This window comes from Pseudomonas sp. AP3_22 TE3818 (assembly GCF_053628995.1).
Genome location: NZ_JBRJHL010000001.1, coordinates 3,060,034 through 3,078,974 on the forward strand (window position 1 = coordinate 3,060,034; position 18,941 = coordinate 3,078,974).

Here is an 18,941-nt window from a genome sequence, read left to right on the forward strand (position 1 = left end):
ATGCACCTGCTCAGGACCCAGCCCGGCGGTTTCGTGTCGGATGACAACATCGCCGACCTTGGACAAACCCCCGCCGAGCTGGTGGTCCTGTGCAGCGGCGACTCCAGCCTGGCGCTGCTCGCCGAGGCGGCGCAGCAGTTGCCCGAGGATTACCCGAGCGTGCGCCTGGCCAACCCGATGCAGGTGCAGAACCATGCCTCGGTCGATTTGTACGTCGATGAGGTGTTGCGCCACGCCAGGGTGATCCTGATTTCGCTGCACGGCGGCATCGCCTATTGGCGTTATGGTATCGAACGCCTGGTCGAGCTGTCCCAGCGCGGCGTGCAGGTGATTCTGGTGCCGGGCGATGACCGCCCGGACCCGGAGCTCAGTGACCTGAGTACCGTCGGCGCCGAGGATCGCGACCGACTCTGGCAGTTTCTGCGTCAGGGAGGCATGGGTAACGCCCTGGATTTCTTCCGCTGCCTGGCCAACCGCTGGTTGGCACGCGATTACACCTGGGGCGAGCCGCAAACCCTGCCGCGAACCGCCATCTACCATCCGCACAAACATTCTGCCGCACTGAGCGACTGGCAGGCCGACTGGCACGCCGATCACCCGATGGCGGCGGTGCTGTTTTACCGTTCGCATTTGCAGGCGGCGAACACTGCTTTCATTGATGTTTTTTGCCAGCGTTTACAGGCCGCGGGGTTGAATCCGTTGCCGATTGCGCTGGCCAGTTTGAAAGAACCCGGCTGCCTGGGCGCGGTCGAGGACTGGCTGGATGAAGCCGGCGTCTCGGTGATCCTGAACACCACGGGTTTCGCCCAGTCCAGCCCCGAAGCGCCGCACCTGCGGCCATTCCGTCGCAATATTCCGGTGATCCAGGCGATTTGCGCCCAGGACAACGAACCGGGTTGGCGTGCCAGTGAACAGGGGCTTGGCCCGCGCGATCTGGCGATGCACATTGCCTTGCCGGAGCTGGACGGGCGCATCATCAGTCGCCCGATCAGCTTCAAGGACCTGGCGTGGCGCAGTGAGCGCAGCCAGTCGGATGTGGTCTGCTACCGGCCGCAACCGGAGCGCATGGACTTCGTTGCCGAACTGGCGCGGCGCTGGGTCGAACTGGCTCGGGTGCCCAACGCCGAAAAACGCATCGCCTTGATTCTCGCCAATTACCCGACCCGCGACGGGCGCATCGGCAATGGCGTGGGCCTCGACACCCCGGCCGCGGCGCTGAACATCCTGCGGGCCCTGCATGCCGAAGGTTATCCGCTGCCGGCAGAATTGCCGGACAGCGGCACCGCGCTGATCCAGCAGTTGCTGGGCGGCGTCAGCAACGATCTCGATACCTTGGATCTGCGTCCGTGCCAGCAAAGCCTGGGACTGGACGACTACCTGGCGATGTTCAATGCCCTGCCCGAAGCCAATCGTGCGGCGGTGCTCGAACGTTGGGGCGCACCGGAAAACGACCCGATGTGTCGCAGCGGACGGATGATGATCGCCGGCCTGCGCTTTGGCCTGACCTTCGTCGGCATTCAACCGGCGCGGGGTTATCAGGTCGACCCGAGCGCGGTGTATCACGACCCGGACCTGGTGCCGCCCCACGGCTACCTGGCGTTTTACTTCTGGCTGCGCCACACCTATGGCGCCCACGGCGTGATCCACGTCGGTAAGCACGGCAACCTCGAATGGCTGCCGGGCAAGGGCGTGGGGCTGTCGGAAAACTGCTGGCCGGATGCGCTGCTCGGGCCGCTGCCGAACATCTATCCGTTCATCGTCAACGACCCGGGCGAGGGCGCCCAGGCCAAGCGGCGCACCCAGGCGGTGATCATCGATCACCTGATGCCACCGCTGACCCGCGCCGAAACCTACGGCCCGCTGCGCAACCTCGAACTGTTGGCCGACGAGTATTACGAAGCGCAGTTGCTCGACCCGCGCCGCGCCCGCGAGTTGCAGCGCGACATCCTGCAACTGGTGCGTGACTCGCACATCGACCGTGAACTGCAACTGGACGAGCCACTCGACAGCGATGCCGACGCTGCGATCTGGTTGCCGCGACTCGACACTTACCTGTGCGACTTGAAAGAGTCGCAGATCCGCGACGGCCTGCATGTGTTCGGCGAATCGCCCACCGGTCGCTTGCGTATCGACACGTTGCTGGCGTTGTTGCGCATTCCACGGGGCGATGGACGAGGAGCGCAATCGAGTCTGCTGCGGGCGCTGGCCAAGGCGTTTGCGTTGGGCTTCGATCCGCTCGATTGTGCATTGGCCGAGCCGTGGATCGGGCCGCGTCCCGAGTCTCTTTTGCTTATCAGTGACGAGATTTGGCGCACAGCGGGCGATACCCGCGAGCGCCTGGAACTGTATGCAGCGCAGTTGATTTCGGACGCGTTGAATAACCCCTGTGGGAGCGGGCTTGCTCGCGAATCGGTTGAACATTCAACATTGATGTCGATTGACCCACCGCTTTCGCGAGCAAGCCCGCTCCCACAAGGGGCAGGCTGGCATGAGGTGCAGGCCATCATCGATGGTTTGCGCGAGGTTATCGCCCCGCGCCTGGACGCCTGCGGCCCAGCGGAAATGCGCGGTCTGCTCGACGCCCTCAGCGGTCGCTTCGTCCCGGCCGGCCCCAGCGGTGCGCCGAGTCGCGGTCGTCTGGACGTGTTGCCCACCGGGCGCAACTTTTACTCGGTGGACGTGCGCAATTTGCCGACCACCACGGCGTGGCGCATCGGTTTCCAGTCGGCGAACCTGATTCTCGAACGGCACCTGCAGGACCACGGCGATCATCTGCGCCAGCTCGGTCTGTCGGTGTGGGGCACCGCGACCATGCGCACCGGCGGTGATGATATCGCCCAGGCGATGGCGTTGATGGGCGTGCGTCCGGTTTGGGCGACCGGCAGTCAGCGGGTCGATGATTTCGAGATTCTGCCGTTGAGTTTGCTCGACCGTCCTCGGGTCGACGTGACCTTGCGCGTGTCCGGTTTCTTCCGCGATGCCTTTGCCAATCTGATCCGCCTGTTTGACGCGGCGGTGCAAGCGGTGGCCGACCTGGATGAGCCGGACGACCTCAATCCGTTGGCGGCCAAGGTGCGTGCCGAGCGTGCAGCCTTGTTGCAGGCCGGGCTGGATGAAGACGCTGCGCGACGGCAGGCCGGCTGGCGGATTTTCGGGGCCAAGCCCGGGGCCTACGGCGCAGGCGTGCAGGGCGCCATCGACGGTCGCCTGTGGCAAACCCGCGAAGACCTGGCCGAGGTTTACCTCAACTGGGGCGGCTACGCTTACGGTGGTTCCGACGAAGGCACCGCCGCCCGTGAACAGTTCAGCCAGCGCCTGAGCCAGGTACAGGCGGTGCTGCAAAACCAGGACAACCGTGAGCACGATTTGCTCGACTCCAATGATTACTACCAGTTCCAGGGCGGTATGCTCGCGGCGGTGGAAAGCCTGAAAGGCGAGGCGGCGGCCAGTTATCATGGCGATCACAGTCAGCCGGACCTGCCGAAGATTCGCACCTTGAAGGAAGAGCTGAACCGGGTCATCCGCTCCCGGGCCGCCAATCCGAAATGGCTCGATGGGGTAAAGCGCCACGGCTACAAAGGTGCGTTCGAAATGGCCGCGACCGTCGATAATCTGTTTGCCTTCGATGCCACCACGCAGTTGATCGACGATCACCAGTACGCGTTGCTGGCCGACGCTTATTTGCTTGATCCGGACACCCGGGACTTTGTCCGTGAACACAATCCCCATGCCTTGCGCGACATGACTGAGCGCATGCTCGAGGCGCAACAACGCGGGATGTGGAAGGAGCCGGGCGCCTACCGCGAGGCATTGGAAAATCTGTTGCTGGATATAGAAGAAGACAGCTAGTCACCGTAAAACCTGTGGGAGCGGCGGTGCGGCGATCCGACTTGCTCGCGAAGAGGTCGTGTCAGTCGCCATATAGGTTGGATGAGACACTGCTTTCGCGAGCAAGCCCGCTCCCACAAGGAATGAGGCGCCTGTGACATCACCGACCATGACCGAGATAAAACAATGACAGACATCCCGCATTTCCCGCTCTCCGCCGTGGTCGGCGCCGATGATTTGAAGTTGGCCCTGTACCTGACCGCCATAGACCCGAAAATCGGCGGAGTCCTGATCGAAGGCCCGCGCGGGATGGCCAAGTCGACCCTGGCCCGTGGTCTGGCGGACCTGCTGGCCAGCGGTCAGTTCGTCACATTGCCGCTGGGCGCCACCGAAGAGCGCCTGGTCGGCACCCTCGATCTCGACGCGGCGCTGGGCGAAGGTCGGGCTCAGTTTTCCCCCGGCGTACTGGCCAAGGCTGACGGTGGCGTGCTCTACGTCGACGAGGTCAATCTGTTGCCTGATCACCTCGTTGACCTGCTGCTCGATGTGGCCGCCAGCGGCACCAATGTGGTCGAGCGTGACGGCATTTCCCATCGGCACTCGGCGAAGTTCGTACTGATTGGCACCATGAATCCCGAAGAGGGTGAACTGCGTCCGCAACTGCTCGACCGTTTCGGCTTGAATGTCGCCCTTGGTGGCCATACAGCACCAGTCGAGCGAGGGCAGATCATCCGCCGTCGCCTGGATTTCGACAGCGATCCGCAAGGTTTCTGCGGCGAATGGGAATCGGCGCAGGCGTCTCTGCGCGAACGTTGCCAGCACGCACGCAATGCCCTGGCGAGCATTCCCCTCGACGATCAGGCGCTGGCACGGATTACCGAGCGCTGCTTTGCCGCTGGCGTCGATGGTTTGCGCGCCGACCTGGTCTGGCTGCGTGCCGCACGGGCTCACGCCGCCTGGCGCGGGGCGAACGCTATCGCCGAGGAAGATATCGACGCCGTCGCCGAGTTCGCCTTGCGCCACCGTCGTCGCGAGCATTCAACTGCGGCGCCTCAGCCATCCCACGCGCCGCAGCACTCTGCGCCGCAGCACGCCAACCCGAGCGAAGGGCAGGGCCAGTGGGGCGAGTTGCCTGCCCAGGCGCTGGCGACCGGCGCACGACGTGAAGTGCCGAGCTGGCCAAAAAAGCCCTAGGCATTCGCTCTCGCTGCGACGCGGGGGCGAATGCCAGACCCCGAGCCGGGCGACTGGACCATGGCAAACAGGGCAAGCGTCACGCCGCCCGCAGTGGCTCGGTCAACTGGCCCGGCACCTTGCTCAATGGCCGGCCGCGTCAGCGCGACGACCTGATATTTCAACTGCGCACGCGTTCGCCCCATGAACTGTGGCTGGTGATAGTCGATGCCTCCGCGTCTACCCGTCGTCATCAGGCATTGTGCGATGCCAAGGGCTTGCTGGCGCAGTTGTTCGACGACGCCTATCGCCAACGCGCACGACTGGCGTTGCTCACGGCCAGCGGTGCCGCGCCAAGGTGGCAGGTGCAGGGATTGAAGGCCTCGACGGGGCTGCGCCAGTGGCTCGATGGCCTGGGTGCCGGTGGTGGTACGCCGCTGCTGGCCGCATTGGGCGAAGCGGGGCAGTGGCTTGCTGCTCGGCAGAAACGTTTTCCGGCAGAGCAGCAGCGGTTGCTGCTGGTGACCGATGGCCGGCTGAAGGACTGGTCGCTGCTGCCGACGCTTGCGTGTCCGGGGCTGTTGATCGACATCGAGCGCGGACCGATCCGGCTCGGGCGCAGCAGGGTGTTGGCGACGCAGTTGCAGGCCGAGTATCGGCACATCGACGAGCTGATTCCGGGCTGAGTTCTGTTTGGCCTGTACTGGTCTCATCGCGGGCAAGCCCGCCCCCACAGGATGAGCGCCATTTCAAAATCTGCGCATGACCTGTGGGAGCGGGCTTGCCCGCGATAGCGGTGTACCTGCCAACCTCAAATTTGAATCACTTACCCATCGCCTGCCGATACTGCCGGGTACGCTTGCCTATGTACAACCGATCGACAATCAACGCCCACAGCGCCGAGACCTCAGGTCGGGTCTTGCGTCCGCGGCTCAAGCGATGCAGCTGGAACTTCACCACCGCCATGCTCGCCAGCGCCGCCAGGGGTTTGCGCTTCCAGCGGATCGCCGGCAGTTGTGGGTGGCTGTTCTTGCCTTCGCGCCAATGCTTGACCAGGTGCGGCTCCACGGCCAGCGCGGTGCCGATGCCGGCCATGGCGATGCCGCTGTCGAGGACCTGTTCCACGATTGCCAGACGCCGGATCCCGCCTGTCACCATCACTGGCATGCGCGCCACGCTGGCCAGTTCACCGGCCATTTCCAGAAAGTACGCCTCCCGGGCCAGGGTCCGGCCGTCGCGCGCTTCGCCTTGCATGGCCGGTGCTTCGTAACTGCCGCCGGAGAGTTCCAGCAGGTCGATCGGTTGCTCGTTGAGCCACTGGATCACTTGCCGTGCATCATCGGCATCGAAACCACCGCGCTGGAAATCCGCTGAGTTGAGCTTTACCGACACACAAAACTGCGGCGACACCGCCTGGCGAACCGCCTCGACGACGGACAACAGCAGGCGCGCGCGATTCTCCAGAGAACCACCCCAGCGATCAGTGCGTCGATTGGTCAGCGGCGACAGGAACTGGCTGAGCAGGTAGCCATGGGCGGCGTGGATCTGCACACCGGTAAAACCGGCTTTCTCCGCCAGTGCGGCGCTGCTGGCGAAACGTCGGATCACCTCCTGGATGTCGTCCTCGCCCATGGGTTTGGGTTCGGCGAACATCTTCGAGAACCGGCCGAGATCCAGCGCAACCGCCGACGGCGCCAGTGCTTGCTGGCCGAGGTTGGCCATAGTCTGGCGGCCTGGGTGGTTGAGTTGCATCCAGAAGTGCGCACCGCCGGCCCGGCCGACACGGGCCCACTGGCGGAAGCGTTCCAGGTGTCGCTCGTCCTCCAGTGCGACACCACCGGGGCCGGTCATGGCGCGGCGGTCGATCATCACATTGCCGGTCAGCAACAAACCGGCTTCGCCTTCGGCCCAGGCCTGATACAGGCGAAAAAGCGCCTGGTCGGGTACCTGATCGGTGTTGGCGAGGTTCTCCTCCATCGCGGCTTTGGCAATGCGATTGCCGATAGTCTGGCCGTTGGGCAAATTCAAGGTTTGGAAGGGTGACATGCTTGACTCCTCATACTGATGAGCAGAGGCTAAGCTTAAAGTTAACTTTAATGTCAAGCAGGCAAATGAGGCCGCAATGAAAATTGGTGAATTGGCGCAATTGAGCGGCCTGACCGCATCACGCATCCGTTTTTACGAGTCTCAGGGTTTGATCCGACAGGTCGAGCGTTCTGCCAATGGGTATCGGCGTTACTCGCAACAGGCGCTGCAAACCCTGCAACTGATCCAATGCGCACAACAGGCCGGTTTCAGCCTGGAGGAACTCAAGCAGTTGCTCCCGGATAATGTGACCGGCGCGTTCAAGCATGATGAGCTGATGGCGGGCCTGTATCGCAAGGTCGAGCAGATCGAAGAGATGCAACGGCATCTGGCCCATAGCAAGGCGCAGTTGCTGGGGTGGATCGACACCATCCAGGCCAAGCCTGAGGGCATGAGTTGCGATGAAAATGCTGAACGGGTGATGACGTCATTCAAGCACTAGGTCAGTTCAGTGTTACGGTTGACTTGGCAGAACAGTCTGCTTGACCGGGTAGGCAAATGATTCGTCGGCGTTAATGGTCGCAAAAACGGTTTGTACTTCCCCTGGCTTTATCTGAGCTGGAACGTTTGGCAAGTAGCTGATATATCGGTCTTCCTTCCAGTTAATCGGGTTCAGCCCCATCAGGTGGGGGAGCAACGTCGCTCCGTAATTCGCCTTCGACGGAACCAAAAAAATAGTGGTGATGGATGTTTTTATCGGAAAAAAGATTGCGCCCGGGTGCGTACCGCACAGCGGATAGTTTGGAGTGTTACGTAAACATGTTGAGGGTGGCTCCTGGCCAATGACCAGGTTGGTAGGCGGTGAACTCGTATCGTTTACAAACACCGAAAATGAAATGCCCTTGCCTGGCAGGTTTTGCAGATTCAATTGAGACATCGTGAAATTGAGGTTCGACAGAGTAGGTACCTGTTTCAAGATGTCCCCATCGCTGGTTACCGCCGTTACGATGAACGGGCCTGTGGCCGCGGTCCCAACGACAGTCCCGGAGATGGATGTGGCACTTTTTGAAAGGGGAGTTGTGATGCAAACTTCCGGGCCATTCTGGCCAATGCGCCCTCTGTCGACCAAGTCGCGGCACTCTTCGTTGACCGTAGAAACAGTCGCGTCCTGATGGACGCTGCAGCCCGTTAAACCCATTCCCAGCGTTGTGCAGAAAAGTAAAGTTCTGGCCGTATTCATGTCCGATTCCCTTTGGTGTCGACAGTCAGTTACGGCGCCAGTATTTCCTCCTATGCTTCGAAGCGTCTACTGTCATAGTTGACAGTAGTGATCAGTTTCTTCGGGTTTGAACAGATCTTTTTTCAATGGAAACCTAACGTTCGGTACCGATGAGAAACGCTCAGTGCAGCGACAGGGATAGATCAGTTCATTGATGAAAGGTATACCTATCCTTCCCCGTATGCTTTGCCTCATACAAGGCTTCATCGGCCTTGACCAGCGCCTGGTTCAGCGTGTCGCCGTCGAGCACCCGGGCCAGACCGATGCTGATGGTCACCGGGTATCGAGTGGGTTGTTCGCGCACCACCCGACACAATTCAGCGGCCAGCGCCTCGGCGTCTTCGCGGCGAGCCCCGGCCAGGTAAACCGCGAACTCCTCGCCACCGAGGCGCGCAAATTCGTGCCGGGTCATCACCGACTTGATGTCCTGGGCGATGCGCTTGAGCACCTCGTCGCCAATGTCATGGCCATGGACGTCGTTGACCTTCTTGAAATTGTCGATATCGACCATCGCCAGGTAGTGGTCGTTTTCCCGCGGCACTTTGTTCAAGTGCTGGTTGGCGCGGGTCATGAACGAGCGGCGATTGGGGATTTCGGTGAGGGTGTCGATGTAGGCCTGGTCCAGCAGCAGCTTGGACATGATGAAGTTGTACAGCTTGGCCTTGCGCAGTGTCAGGAAGCTGTAGATGGTCAGGCCGCCGATAAATGTCGAGTAACTGAGGGCCATCACGCCCCTCAGCTCCATGTGTTCGAGATCCGTGTTGTAGAACGGGTTGAGAAACGACCAGGTGACGATTTGCGCGGCAAAGAACGACCAGCGGTTCAGCGGCAATACCGAGGCCGTAAACAGGGTGGTCGAAGCCGCCAGCAACAGCCAGGCGGGTTGGTGATCGTCGGGCAGGCCTTCGGTGAGCAGTCGCGTGCCCAATGCCATGGCAAACACAAACAGCAGGTTCAGTGTCTGGAAATGCCGGGCATCGCGGATCAACCGAAGGACGATGACGAAGGTCGAGAAAACGCCGATAAACACCAGCGAAAGCCAGGTGAATGGTTGTCCGCCGATGAAACTGAGGATCAGGTCGTAAACAATCCAGACCACTATGCTGGCGATGTAGATCAATACGCAAAAGGTACGTAGCCGATCAAATTCATGCTGGAGGAACTCGGCTTTGAGCTTGGCCGGCGCCGACTTTTTCAGCACTTCGTCTTCAACGGTTTTGTACATCGCCGACCTTGCTGTTGTGCTGGTTGTCGAGAATCACCTTACCCCACGGCCGGTAGCGCAGGGAGAACACCGACGTCGGGTGGCAGCCCTGCGATGTGGATTGGGGAGCCATGGGTTCGGCACGAAAGGGTTGCCCGGCAGAGCTGACCTGACGGAAGGCTTCCCTGACGATGCCGATGGAGCAGGGCAGTGCACTGGCGTAGCCGTTGCGAACCAGGGCTGGCAAGCGCCGGGTGCCGGCTCCGTCCTGCCACCACACTTGAATCCCTGCGCTGGCCAATTCCCCCAGCCACTGGCCATTCACCTGTGGCGACAGTTTGCCGACGCTGAACACGCTGATGTGCAGCGGCGCGTCGAGCTTGCCGGCGAAATCCTTGAGCTGGCGTTGCAGGGTTTGCCGGCGATCGAGCGGCAGAAAGTGCAGGTCATCCAGTTCCATGGGCAGATACCAGCCGCTGACCGGCAGTTTCCAGTCCTTGAGTAGCGTCTGCTGCCGGGCCAGGGACTGCCCCAGTTGTGCCTGCCAGTAGGTTGCCAGTCCGGCGCTGTCCAGCTCGTTGATGCGTTGGTAATAGGCCGGATCCATGCGCAGGCCCAGCACCAGGTTCAAGCCTTGCGCCCGGGCCAGTTTGAGGCTGGAGGCGAGCCAGCCGTTGGCGCCGCCGAAGTCCGAATCGCCGTAGGCCGTCCATTGCACGATCACCGTGTGCACGCCCTGGTGGGCGGTGTCCTGCCAGATCCGCTGCCATTGCGCCTGGCTCAGGCTGGCATCGGCGTTGAGCGGCTGGTAGAAAATCCGTTCGTCGGCATGGGGCGCCGTGGCGCCCAACAACAGGCACAAAGCCAAAAGAAGTCGCTTCATCAGAAATTCAACTCCACGCCAACCAGCACGCCGTTGCCGCCGTCATACAGATTGCCGCCCAACGCTTGTTGATACTCGGTGCGCACCGTCAGGTGCGCGCGATAGGCGTTGTAAATGTCATCGTTGAACCACCATTGCCAACGCAGGCCCAGACCGGTGCGCAGATCCTGGCGCCAGTCGTTGCTCGGGTCCTGGCTGGCAAATTCGAGGAAACCGTATGGCATGATCGTTTGCGCGCCGTTGAACGGCAGCTTCCAGGTGTGACCTTGCTGGAAGCGCGACAGCCATTGATGGTCGCCGGCCTTGGTCCACCACGCCGCGTCGAGGTAGAGGAAGCGCTCCTCCCAATCGTTTTCATCGACCCGCCAATCGTTGCGGAACCGACCCTGATCAAGGAACGACGCCGTTGACCGCAGTAGGTAGTCGGTGGTGGTGCGGCCATCATCGCGGTGATCCTCGGCCTGATCGGATACCTTGTCGGGGACCAGCATTTGGCCGAGGCTCAGGCCATGGTTGTCCTGGTCATCGAACTGGCTTTGTTTGTAGATCTCGCCATAGAAGTTGATGTTGGCGGTGCCCCAGGGCTTGTAGCGCAGGCCGACGCCGGTACCCAGGGATTCGGCATAGCTCGACCGGCCCACGCCGCCAAGCAACACACGGCCATAGACCGACAGCGTGCTACCGGCGCGGCTGGGTTCATCGCCCAATGCGTGGTCCCACATGGCCAGTTGCACATTCTGCGAGCTGGAGCGTCGCTGCGTGCCGGTGCTCTGGTCAGGGCGCACGAAGTCGTTGGTCGATATCCCGGCCGGTGACCAGGTACTGGCGATGGTGAATGAGTCGCGACGGGACAGGCTTTCGTGAGCGCGACGCTGGCGATAGCGCCGTGCCTCCATGCTACCTTCCTCGTCATCGGCGGCCACCGGGTTCTGCTCCAGGTCAATCACGCGTTCCAGTTCCTTGCGCGCCGAGGCGCTGTCCTCGACCTCGTCGTAACGCCAGGCCAGTGTTTCGCCGAGGCGATAGTCCTCCGGGAAATCCTGAGTGGCGCGTTGCAGATAGGGGATGGAGCTGGCGCGTTCTGCCTTGGTCTCGGCACCGGCCAGGCGCACGCCGTAGTCGGCACGATAACGGGGATTGCTCGGGTCGCGGCGCACCGCTTCGGCAAGCCATTCCTTGCTTTGCTGCAGGTCGCCAGCCTTTTGCGCCGTGACCGACGCCGCATAGTAATGCTCGGCATCCGGTACCAATTGCAAGGCGGAACGCTGGCGTTGCAGCGCGAGCGCGTGATCGCCCCGGGCATCGGCAATCGCCGCGCCCAACGTCCACTCATTGGCGCCACGGGTGCGGCTTAATTGCCAGTAGCGTTCGGCCGTTTGCGTGTCGCCGATATTCAGGGCGCCACGGCTGGCGGTGAGGCGGGCATTGTCGCTGAGTTCGGCGTCCGCAATGCTGCGCCAGATGGCCAGGGCACCCGCCGAGTCTCCGGAGGCTTCCAGGGCGTAGGCGAGTGGCAGGCGGGTGTTCTGGTCACCCATTTTTTCGGCGGTCTGGTAGTACACCACCGCTTCGCCAGGACGCTCGGGCATTGCACAGCGACCGAGGGCGCGGTAGTCGCCTGCGGCTTGCGGGTTATCGCCAATCGCCTGTTGAACCGCGCCGCACTGGCCGTTTTCCGCCAGTTGCGCCAGCAGCTGCCCGCGAGTGGCGGGGTCGACGCGGTTGAGCAACGTAACGATACGTTGCTGTTGTGTCGCGGTCGGTGTCGATGCGGCATACAACCCCGCCAACCGTTGCAGCAGGGGCGTCGGCAGCTTGCCGCCGTGGCGGTCGAAGGCGCTCTCGAGCAACTGTTGTGCATGTTCCCGCTGGCCGGCTTTGAGCGCCAGGTAGGTCGCCTGATTGAGCGAGTTGAGGTTGCCGGTCTGCTGGTAATGCCGCTCCCAGAATGCCGCCGCTTCGGTATCGTGATCCGATGCCTGGAACAATTCAGCGCGACGTTTGACCACGTCGGCGGTCTGCGGCTGGCTGGCGAGGTAGGCCATGACTTTGTCGCTGCGGCCTTCATCCTGCCAGACGTCGAGCAGCTGTTCGCGGCGTTGCGTGTCCCAGGGTTCCGGCAGACGGGTCGCTTGCAGCAGGTCGGTGGCTTGCAGGCGCTGGGCGAGGACTAGCCAGGCTTGCGGATTTTCTTCGGGCTGGCAAGCTTTCAACTGGGTCAGCGCCGCTTGCGGATCACGACGCGACAGCCAGTCGGCGGTCTCCAGGCACGGCCGCTGCAACTCGCCACTCAAGCGTTGCACCGTTGCGCTGTCACCGGTTTGCCGTGCCAGTTCCCACAGACGTTGGCGTTGCGCCGGATCGGCCAGGTCGGCGGGCGGCAGCGTTTGCATCCAGCGTTGCGCCTGCTGGACCTGGCCCATGGCAATCGCCCGGTCGACCATGGCCAGTCGGGTCTTGCGCGCGGCTTGCGGGCTGGGTGCTGTTTGCAGTAATTGCTGCAAGGGTTGTTCGTCGAGGCGTTGCACGTAGGCGTTGGCCAGGCGTTGCCAGTTTTGGGCATCGAGTTGCTGGTTCGCGGCCAGGGGCGCGAGCTCCTTGATGGTGCCATCCCAATCGCGCAATTGCTCCGACCAGTTGGCCCGGGCCTGTTGCAGCGCGCGCTCATCGCCCTTGGGCGGCAGTTGCGCCAGCCAGTCATGGGCCGCGGCCGCACCGCCGCGCTTGGCCAGGCTCGCGCTGTAGGCCTGCCACAGGCGTACCCGATGCTCCGGATTGCTGGAGGCTATCCATTGCTCCACCTGTTTTCTGTCTGGCGGATCCTGTTCGATCCAGGCCAGTCGCAGGTTGAGCAGGGTGTCACTGTTGGCCGGAGTATCCGGCAGCGCTTGCAGTGCATCTTCGTAGCGTTGCTGCTTGACCAGCGATTGCACCAGCAGCGCCCGCGCTTCATCGTTTCCTGGCACTTTGCTCAGCAGGTGGCGCATCAGCCGTTCGACTTCCTTCCAGTTGCCGGCTTTCGCTTCGCGGTAACTGCGGTCCATATAGGGGTAACTGCGGAACTGATCGAAATCGGTCAAGGGCTCGGCTTGCACCCACGCCGTCGTGTTCAGGCAAAGCAACAGGCCACCGGCCATCAAGGTCTGACGATGGACAGGCTTCATGCAGCCTCCCGGGCAATGCAGTAGGCAGCGTGTTGCTCGCTCGCCTGATCGACCAAGGCCTGTTCGAGGATTTCGTGTGTGATCATGCCGCGTTCAATCAAGTGTTCACCTAAAGACATGTTTTCCGCATCGAAATCGATCAGCGCCTGATTGAACAGGGTGGGCGGCACCATGCCGCGTACTTGCAACAGACTGCCCAGCAACACCTGGTGATGGCTGACGCGCTCGATCAGGTCTTCGTCGTCCTGATTTCTCTCAAGCACCTCAAGCATCTGATGCACCTCCTCGCTTTGACGAGGGCTGGCGTACCAGTAGCGGATCCCCAGCGTCACCCGGCCTTGTGGTGCAAGGCGGCAACGCACCGGGCGTTTCAGTTGACGGCTGATGGCCCCCAGGGACACCTGGCTCACCGGACCTTCGGAGGCCAGTACCAGGGTTTCGTTCTCCTCGGCGACCGGCAGCACGCCGTAGTGCGTGGCGATTTTGCGCGGCACGGCCTCGATCAGGCGCTTGTCAAGCTTGAACGGGTTGAGTGGCGCCCATTCCAGGTCCAGTTGCTCGGCCAGGGCCTGCACCAATTGCGTGGTGTCGATGTGCCCGCGCAGCAGCAGTTCCTGACCCAGGCGCCGGCGTACCGGGTTGGTGATCGCGGCTTCGAGTTGATCTTCAGAGAGCAGGCCTTTTTCCACCAGGCGATGGCCCAGCGGGGTGCGCTGGGCCTCTGCCAGGGCCGGAAACTCATGAGTGGTCTTGTCCCAGGCGACGCGACGCGAATCGCCCATTTCCATCACCTGGCGCAACGCCCGAAGGTTGGCGAAGAAATTGACGAAATTGCTCCACACCATCCGGGGGGCCGACAGCAGTCCTTCGCCCAGTCCGTAAAAACGGGTGACAAACCAGCCACGCTGGAATAGCCGATTGAGCAGCATGAGGCCATTGAGCCACAACAGGCTCGCCAACAACGTGCTGTCAGAGAGAATCGACGGGAACCGCCAGGCATCCGGCGCGATCACGGTGACCAGCCACATCGCCAGCAACACCACCAGCAGTATGTTCACCAGGAAGCTCAACAGGTACGCAATCAGGCCACGACGGTCGCGCCACAGAAAATAATTGAGCAGGCCTTTGCGGCTCCAGCCCAGATTCTTGGTGCCCTGGAACACAATGCCGACGATCCAGCGCGACTTCTGCCGGATCGCGTATTGCAGGTCCCGGGGAAAGTGCTCGCGCACGCAGATCACCTGGGAAAACGCGCGGTCCATGCCGAACACCCAGGGTTGTTCCAGTGCCAGTTTCGGGTCGGTCACCGAATAGCGGGCAAAGATGCACTTCATGCCTTTTTGCTTGAGGCGAAAACCAATGTCGTAGTCTTCGGTCAGGCTCTGCACGTCGAAGGCGATACCGTCACCGTCTTCGAGCAGGGCACTGATGGCCTTACGGCTGAAACAGGTGCCGACCCCGGCGCTGGGCACTTGCCCGGTCAGTGCTTCACGCACGATGACGTCCTTGCCATGGTTCTCGGCGAACTCGTCGACGTAGTGCCCGGCAGTGAAGCCATTCCATTCCGGCGCGTAGGGATAGACGGGAATCTGGATCAGGTCCTTGGCCGGCAGCAGGTAGTTGAACAGGCGCAACTCCATGGGCGAAATCACGTCCTCGGCATCGTGCAGGATGAAACCGGCGAACTGGATCTTTGCATCGTTCTCAAAACGCAGGATGGCGTCGATCACGTTGTTCAGGCAGTCAGCCTTGCTGGTCGGGCCGGGACGGGCGCACACCACTTTGTGCACGTTGGGATAATGCCGGCACACCGCATCGACGTCGGCCTGGGTCTCGGCGTCGTTGGGGTAGGTGCCGACGAAAATCTGATAGTTCTCGTAGTCGATGGTCGAGGCGGCCAGGCGCGCCATTTCACCGACTACGCCGACTTCGTTCCACGCTGGAACCATGATCGCCAAGGGTTTTTCGGCGATGGAGTACAGCCGTTGTTCATCGGCGCGCTTGAATTTTTCATAGATCCGCCAGCGTCGGATCAGTTTGCGGGTCCAGTACACCAGGTCGATGAACAGGTCATCGAGCCCGAGAATGAACATCAGCAGGGCCAGGGTAATGGCGAGGTATTTGAGTCCGAACAACGCATAGGCAAAGAAGTCGACAAACGCCAGGCTCATACGGCTTTACCCGCCACCGCGCGGTGTTTCAGCCAGATGCCAAGGCGATTGGCGATGCGCTCGCTGGCGTGTCCGTCACCATAAGGGCTATGGACTCGGCTCATGCGCTGGAAGGTGGCGTCATCATCGAACAGCAGGCTTGATTCCTTGACGATACGGTCGGTATCGGTGCCCACCAGCACCACTGTTCCGCCTTCAAGCGCCAATGGCCGTTCCGTCACTTCGCGCAGTACCAGAAGCGGTTTGCCAATGGCGGGGGCTTCCTCCTGGATGCCACCGGAATCGGTGAGAATGAAATAAGCGCGGTCCATCAACCAGACGAAATGCTGGTAATCCTGAGGCGCCACCAGATAGATATTGGGTTTGTCCGAGAGAACGCTGTAGACCGCTTTTTGCACCTGTGGATTGAGGTGCACCGGATAGACGAATTGCACATCGGGATAACGTTCGGCGAGGGTGGCCAGGGCCAGGCAGATGTTGCGAAAGCCGCCGCCGAAGTTTTCCCGGCGGTGCCCGGTGATAAGCACCATGCGCCTGGTGTCGTCGAGCACGGCCAGTGGCGAGTCGGCGGCCGGGTGCCAGTGGACTTGCTGTTGGTGATTGCGCATCCATACCAGCGCATCAATCACCGTATTACCAGTGACCTCGATGTTGGCCTTGGGCACACCTTCGCGCAGCAGGTTGTCTTCGTTATTGGTGGTCGGCGCGAAATGCAGATCGGCGATGACACCTGTCAGGTGCCGGTTGGCTTCCTCCGGCCAGGGGGCGCGCAAGTTGCCGGTACGCAAGCCTGCCTCGACGTGACCGATGGGTATCTGGCGATTGAAGGCGGCGAGGGCGGCAATGAAGCTGGTGGTAGTGTCGCCGTGTACCAGCACGATATCCGGATGCACCCGCGCATAGGCTTTGTCGAGATGCCCCAGCAGTTGTTCGGAGAGTCCGTTGAGAGTCTGGCCCTGGGTCATTACCTGCAAGTCTTCGTCGACCGCCAGTTCGAACGAGTCGAGCACTTGCTTGAGCATTTCCCGGTGTTGGCCGGTGGAGCAGATGTTCAGTTCGATTCCGGGCCAGTTACGCAGGACCCGCGCCAGGGGAGCCATCTTGATGGCCTCCGGACGCGTACCGAATACCATCATGACCTTAAAAGACATTAACCCTCCTGGAGCATCGAAGGCTGGCGCGCAGGGTGGCCAGCAGCAGTTCATTCCATCTTGAACTTGAATAAAGCAGTCGAATCCGGGGTTGTCCAATCCGGTTCCTGGCTGCCTGGATGCCGATCACCCGTGCGGTGGTGATCGTCGGTAAAGGCAATAGGATGGCCATTTGCCAAAAAATTCCCTGTCAAATAGCACATAGGGGACTGGAAGTGAATCCTTAAAGCAAAAGCAGGCGGGTAATGGGGCAATTACCGCGACTGAGCACAGGATTGGGGCCCGGGTACCCGTTCCTTGTAGCCAACGGTAGCGCTCGCTTTCGAGGCGATGGGTAACGTCTTTACCCCGACGAATTGCCATCTTGTTGATTGCGCTCATTTTTCAAATGCACTGGGAAACGCTGCACTTGCTGTGGCACACTTTCTGCTGTCTATTCCGTTGTTACACACCATGTTCCGGTATAGCGGAATAAACATCACCCTGGAGTGCTTGCCATGCATCGCCGACCATCCTTGTTCAAAGCGTGTGTTTTTCTTTTCGCAGTTTCAGCCGCTGCCATGGGCGTGGCCCAGGCGGCGGACAGCAAGCTCGATAGCGTTCTGGCCCGCGGCAAACTGATTGTGGGCACCGGCAGCACCAATGCGCCGTGGCACTTCCAGGGCGCGGATGGCAAGTTGCAGGGGTTCGATATCGATATCGGGCACATGATCGCCAAGGGGTTGTTCAACGACCCGACCAAGGTTGAATACGTGGTGCAGTCGTCCGATGCGCGGATTCCGAACCTGCTGACCGACAAGGTCGACATCAGTTGCCAGTTCATCACCGTGACCGCCAGCCGCGCCCAGCAAGTGGCGTTTACGTTGCCGTATTACCGCGAAGGTGTCGGCCTGCTGTTGCCGGCGAACAGCAAGTACAAGGAAATCGACGACATGCAGGCCGCCGGTGACAGCGTCACAGTGGCAGTGCTGCAAAACGTCTACGCCGAGGAACTGGTGCACCAGGCGCTGCCCAAGGCCAAGGTCGATCAGTACGACAGCGTCGACCTGATGTACCAGGCCGTGAACTCCGGCCGGGCCGACGCGGCGGCCACCGACCAGTCTTCGGTGAAGTACCTGATGGTGCAGAACCCTGGCCGTTATCGCAGCCCGGCCTACGCCTGGAGCCCACAGACCTATGCGTGCGCGGTCAAGCGCGGCGACCAGGACTGGCTGAATTTCGTCAACACCACCCTGCATGAAGCCATGACCGGTGTTGAATTCCCGACTTACGCGGCGTCGTTCAAGCAGTGGTTCGGCGTCGACCTGCCTTCGCCAAAGATTGGTTTCCCCGTCGAATTTCAATGATCCCGTGAGAGCGGGGCGGTGATGAATCGCCCCGTTCAGGTACTGCTGACCATGAACTATCAGTTGAACTTTGCCGCCGTCTGGCGCGACTTCGACACCTTGCTGGCGGGGCTCGGCCTGGGCCTTGAACTGGCGCTGGTGTCGATCGCCTTCGGCTGCGTGATTGGCCTGATGATGGCGTTTGCCTTGCTGTCCAGGCACCGCGCATTGCGGGTGATGGCATCGGTGTATGTCACGGTGATTCGTAACACGCCGATCCTGGTGTTGATTCTGTTGATCTACTTTGCCTTGCCAAGCCTGGGCATCCGCCTGGACAAGATCCCCTCGTTCATCATCACCCTGTCGCTGTACGCCGGGGCCTACCTGACCGAAGTGTTTCGCGGCGGTTTGCTGAGCATTCCCAAGGGCCAGCGTGAAGCCGGGTTGGCCATCGGGCTGGGCGAGTGGCAGGTCAAGGCCTACGTCACCGTGCCGGTGATGCTGCGCAATGTGTTGCCGGCCCTGTCGAACAACTTCATTTCGCTGTTCAAGGACACCTCGCTGGCGGCCGCGATTGCCGTACCGGAGCTGACCTATTACGCGCGCAAGATCAATGTCGAGAGCTACCGGGTGATCGAAACCTGGCTGGTGACCACGGCGCTCTATGTGGCGGCCTGTTACCTCATTGCCATGATGCTGCGTTACCTCGAACAGCGTCTGGCGATTCGCCGATAGGAG

The 18,941-nt window shown here is 61.4% G+C and carries 13 protein-coding genes; 6 read left to right on the forward strand and 7 right to left on the reverse strand.

Features of this window, described 5'->3' with window-relative positions:
- The 3 genes from cobN (at position 1) to AB7M25_RS13815 (ending at position 5,687) form a co-directional block, all read left to right on the forward strand.
- Positions 1 to 3,849, forward strand: coding sequence for a cobaltochelatase subunit CobN (gene cobN, locus AB7M25_RS13805; protein WP_429389004.1), 3,849 nt, complete (start codon positions 1 to 3; stop codon positions 3,847 to 3,849).
- 165 nt (positions 3,850 to 4,014) lie between these two features.
- Positions 4,015 to 5,022: an ATP-binding protein gene (locus AB7M25_RS13810; RefSeq protein WP_454237468.1), complete on the forward strand. Its 1,008-nt coding sequence runs from the start codon at positions 4,015 to 4,017 to the stop codon at positions 5,020 to 5,022.
- A gap of 119 nt (positions 5,023 to 5,141) precedes the next feature.
- On the forward strand, positions 5,142 to 5,687 hold the full coding sequence (locus tag AB7M25_RS13815; RefSeq protein ID WP_429394603.1) for a vWA domain-containing protein: 546 nt from the start codon (positions 5,142 to 5,144) through the stop codon (positions 5,685 to 5,687).
- 136 nt (positions 5,688 to 5,823) lie between these two features.
- Here AB7M25_RS13815 and AB7M25_RS13820 read toward each other — a convergent pair whose 3' ends face one another.
- Complete coding sequence (locus tag AB7M25_RS13820) at positions 5,824 to 7,047, reverse strand: NADH:flavin oxidoreductase/NADH oxidase family protein (protein ID WP_454237469.1); 1,224 nt, start codon at positions 7,045 to 7,047, stop codon at positions 5,824 to 5,826.
- Between the two features lie 76 nt (positions 7,048 to 7,123).
- Between AB7M25_RS13820 and AB7M25_RS13825 the strand changes: the two genes are divergently transcribed.
- Complete coding sequence (locus tag AB7M25_RS13825; protein WP_007974662.1) at positions 7,124 to 7,528, forward strand: MerR family transcriptional regulator; 405 nt, start codon at positions 7,124 to 7,126, stop codon at positions 7,526 to 7,528.
- Positions 7,529 to 7,540: 12 nt separating this feature from the next.
- Here AB7M25_RS13825 and AB7M25_RS13830 read toward each other — a convergent pair whose 3' ends face one another.
- From AB7M25_RS13830 to wecB, 6 genes are all read right to left on the reverse strand, one after another.
- Entirely contained in the window at positions 7,541 to 8,266 is a 726-nt protein-coding gene (locus tag AB7M25_RS13830) for a hypothetical protein (RefSeq protein ID WP_429388998.1), read from the reverse strand.
- A 187-nt stretch (positions 8,267 to 8,453) separates the two neighbouring features.
- Positions 8,454 to 9,530, reverse strand: coding sequence for a GGDEF domain-containing protein (locus tag AB7M25_RS13835; RefSeq protein WP_429388996.1), 1,077 nt, complete (start codon positions 9,528 to 9,530; stop codon positions 8,454 to 8,456).
- A complete protein-coding gene (locus AB7M25_RS13840; protein ID WP_429388995.1) occupies positions 9,514 to 10,392 on the reverse strand; it encodes a DUF4434 family protein in 879 nt (292 codons plus the stop codon). The genes AB7M25_RS13835 and AB7M25_RS13840 overlap by 17 nt, the downstream gene beginning before the upstream one ends.
- Positions 10,392 to 13,556, reverse strand: coding sequence for an NfrA family protein (locus tag AB7M25_RS13845; RefSeq protein ID WP_454237470.1), 3,165 nt, complete (start codon positions 13,554 to 13,556; stop codon positions 10,392 to 10,394). The genes AB7M25_RS13840 and AB7M25_RS13845 overlap by 1 nt, the downstream gene beginning before the upstream one ends.
- Positions 13,553 to 15,727: a cyclic di-3',5'-guanylate-activated glycosyltransferase NfrB gene (gene nfrB, locus AB7M25_RS13850; protein WP_429388992.1), complete on the reverse strand. Its 2,175-nt coding sequence runs from the start codon at positions 15,725 to 15,727 to the stop codon at positions 13,553 to 13,555. The genes AB7M25_RS13845 and nfrB overlap by 4 nt, the downstream gene beginning before the upstream one ends.
- Positions 15,724 to 16,878, reverse strand: coding sequence for a non-hydrolyzing UDP-N-acetylglucosamine 2-epimerase (wecB, locus tag AB7M25_RS13855; protein ID WP_429388989.1), 1,155 nt, complete (start codon positions 16,876 to 16,878; stop codon positions 15,724 to 15,726). Before wecB ends, nfrB begins: the two co-directional genes overlap by 4 nt.
- Before the next feature lie 497 nt (positions 16,879 to 17,375).
- Here wecB and AB7M25_RS13860 point away from each other — a divergent pair, with 497 nt between their 5' ends.
- Both AB7M25_RS13860 and AB7M25_RS13865 read left to right on the forward strand, forming a co-directional pair.
- Positions 17,376 to 18,224, forward strand: a complete 849-nt coding sequence (locus AB7M25_RS13860) for a transporter substrate-binding domain-containing protein (protein WP_429519397.1) — start codon at positions 17,376 to 17,378, stop codon at positions 18,222 to 18,224.
- A gap of 51 nt (positions 18,225 to 18,275) precedes the next feature.
- Complete coding sequence (locus tag AB7M25_RS13865; protein WP_429389088.1) at positions 18,276 to 18,938, forward strand: amino acid ABC transporter permease; 663 nt, start codon at positions 18,276 to 18,278, stop codon at positions 18,936 to 18,938.
- Positions 18,939 to 18,941: the final 3 nt, after the last annotated feature.

What these genes read in the sequence shown, in the direction of transcription:
- AB7M25_RS13860 (WP_429519397.1), top strand. Translation starts at nt 17,376, where the DNA reads ATGCATCGCCGACCATCCTTGTTCAAAGCGTGTGTTTTTCTTTTCGCA.
- nfrB (WP_429388992.1), bottom strand. Translation starts at nt 15,727, where the DNA reads ATGAGCCTGGCGTTTGTCGACTTCTTTGCCTATGCGTTGTTCGGACTC.
- AB7M25_RS13825 (WP_007974662.1), top strand. Translation starts at nt 7,124, where the DNA reads ATGAAAATTGGTGAATTGGCGCAATTGAGCGGCCTGACCGCATCACGC.
- AB7M25_RS13840 (WP_429388995.1), bottom strand. Translation starts at nt 10,392, where the DNA reads ATGAAGCGACTTCTTTTGGCTTTGTGCCTGTTGTTGGGCGCCACGGCG.
- AB7M25_RS13845 (WP_454237470.1), bottom strand. Translation starts at nt 13,556, where the DNA reads ATGAAGCCTGTCCATCGTCAGACCTTGATGGCCGGTGGCCTGTTGCTT.
- AB7M25_RS13820 (WP_454237469.1), bottom strand. Translation starts at nt 7,047, where the DNA reads ATGTCACCCTTCCAAACCTTGAATTTGCCCAACGGCCAGACTATCGGC.
- AB7M25_RS13810 (WP_454237468.1), top strand. Translation starts at nt 4,015, where the DNA reads ATGACAGACATCCCGCATTTCCCGCTCTCCGCCGTGGTCGGCGCCGAT.
- wecB (WP_429388989.1), bottom strand. Translation starts at nt 16,878, where the DNA reads ATGTCTTTTAAGGTCATGATGGTATTCGGTACGCGTCCGGAGGCCATC.
- AB7M25_RS13865 (WP_429389088.1), top strand. Translation starts at nt 18,276, where the DNA reads ATGAACTATCAGTTGAACTTTGCCGCCGTCTGGCGCGACTTCGACACC.
- cobN (WP_429389004.1), top strand. Translation starts at nt 1, where the DNA reads ATGCACCTGCTCAGGACCCAGCCCGGCGGTTTCGTGTCGGATGACAAC.
- AB7M25_RS13835 (WP_429388996.1), bottom strand. Translation starts at nt 9,530, where the DNA reads ATGTACAAAACCGTTGAAGACGAAGTGCTGAAAAAGTCGGCGCCGGCC.
- AB7M25_RS13830 (WP_429388998.1), bottom strand. Translation starts at nt 8,266, where the DNA reads ATGAATACGGCCAGAACTTTACTTTTCTGCACAACGCTGGGAATGGGT.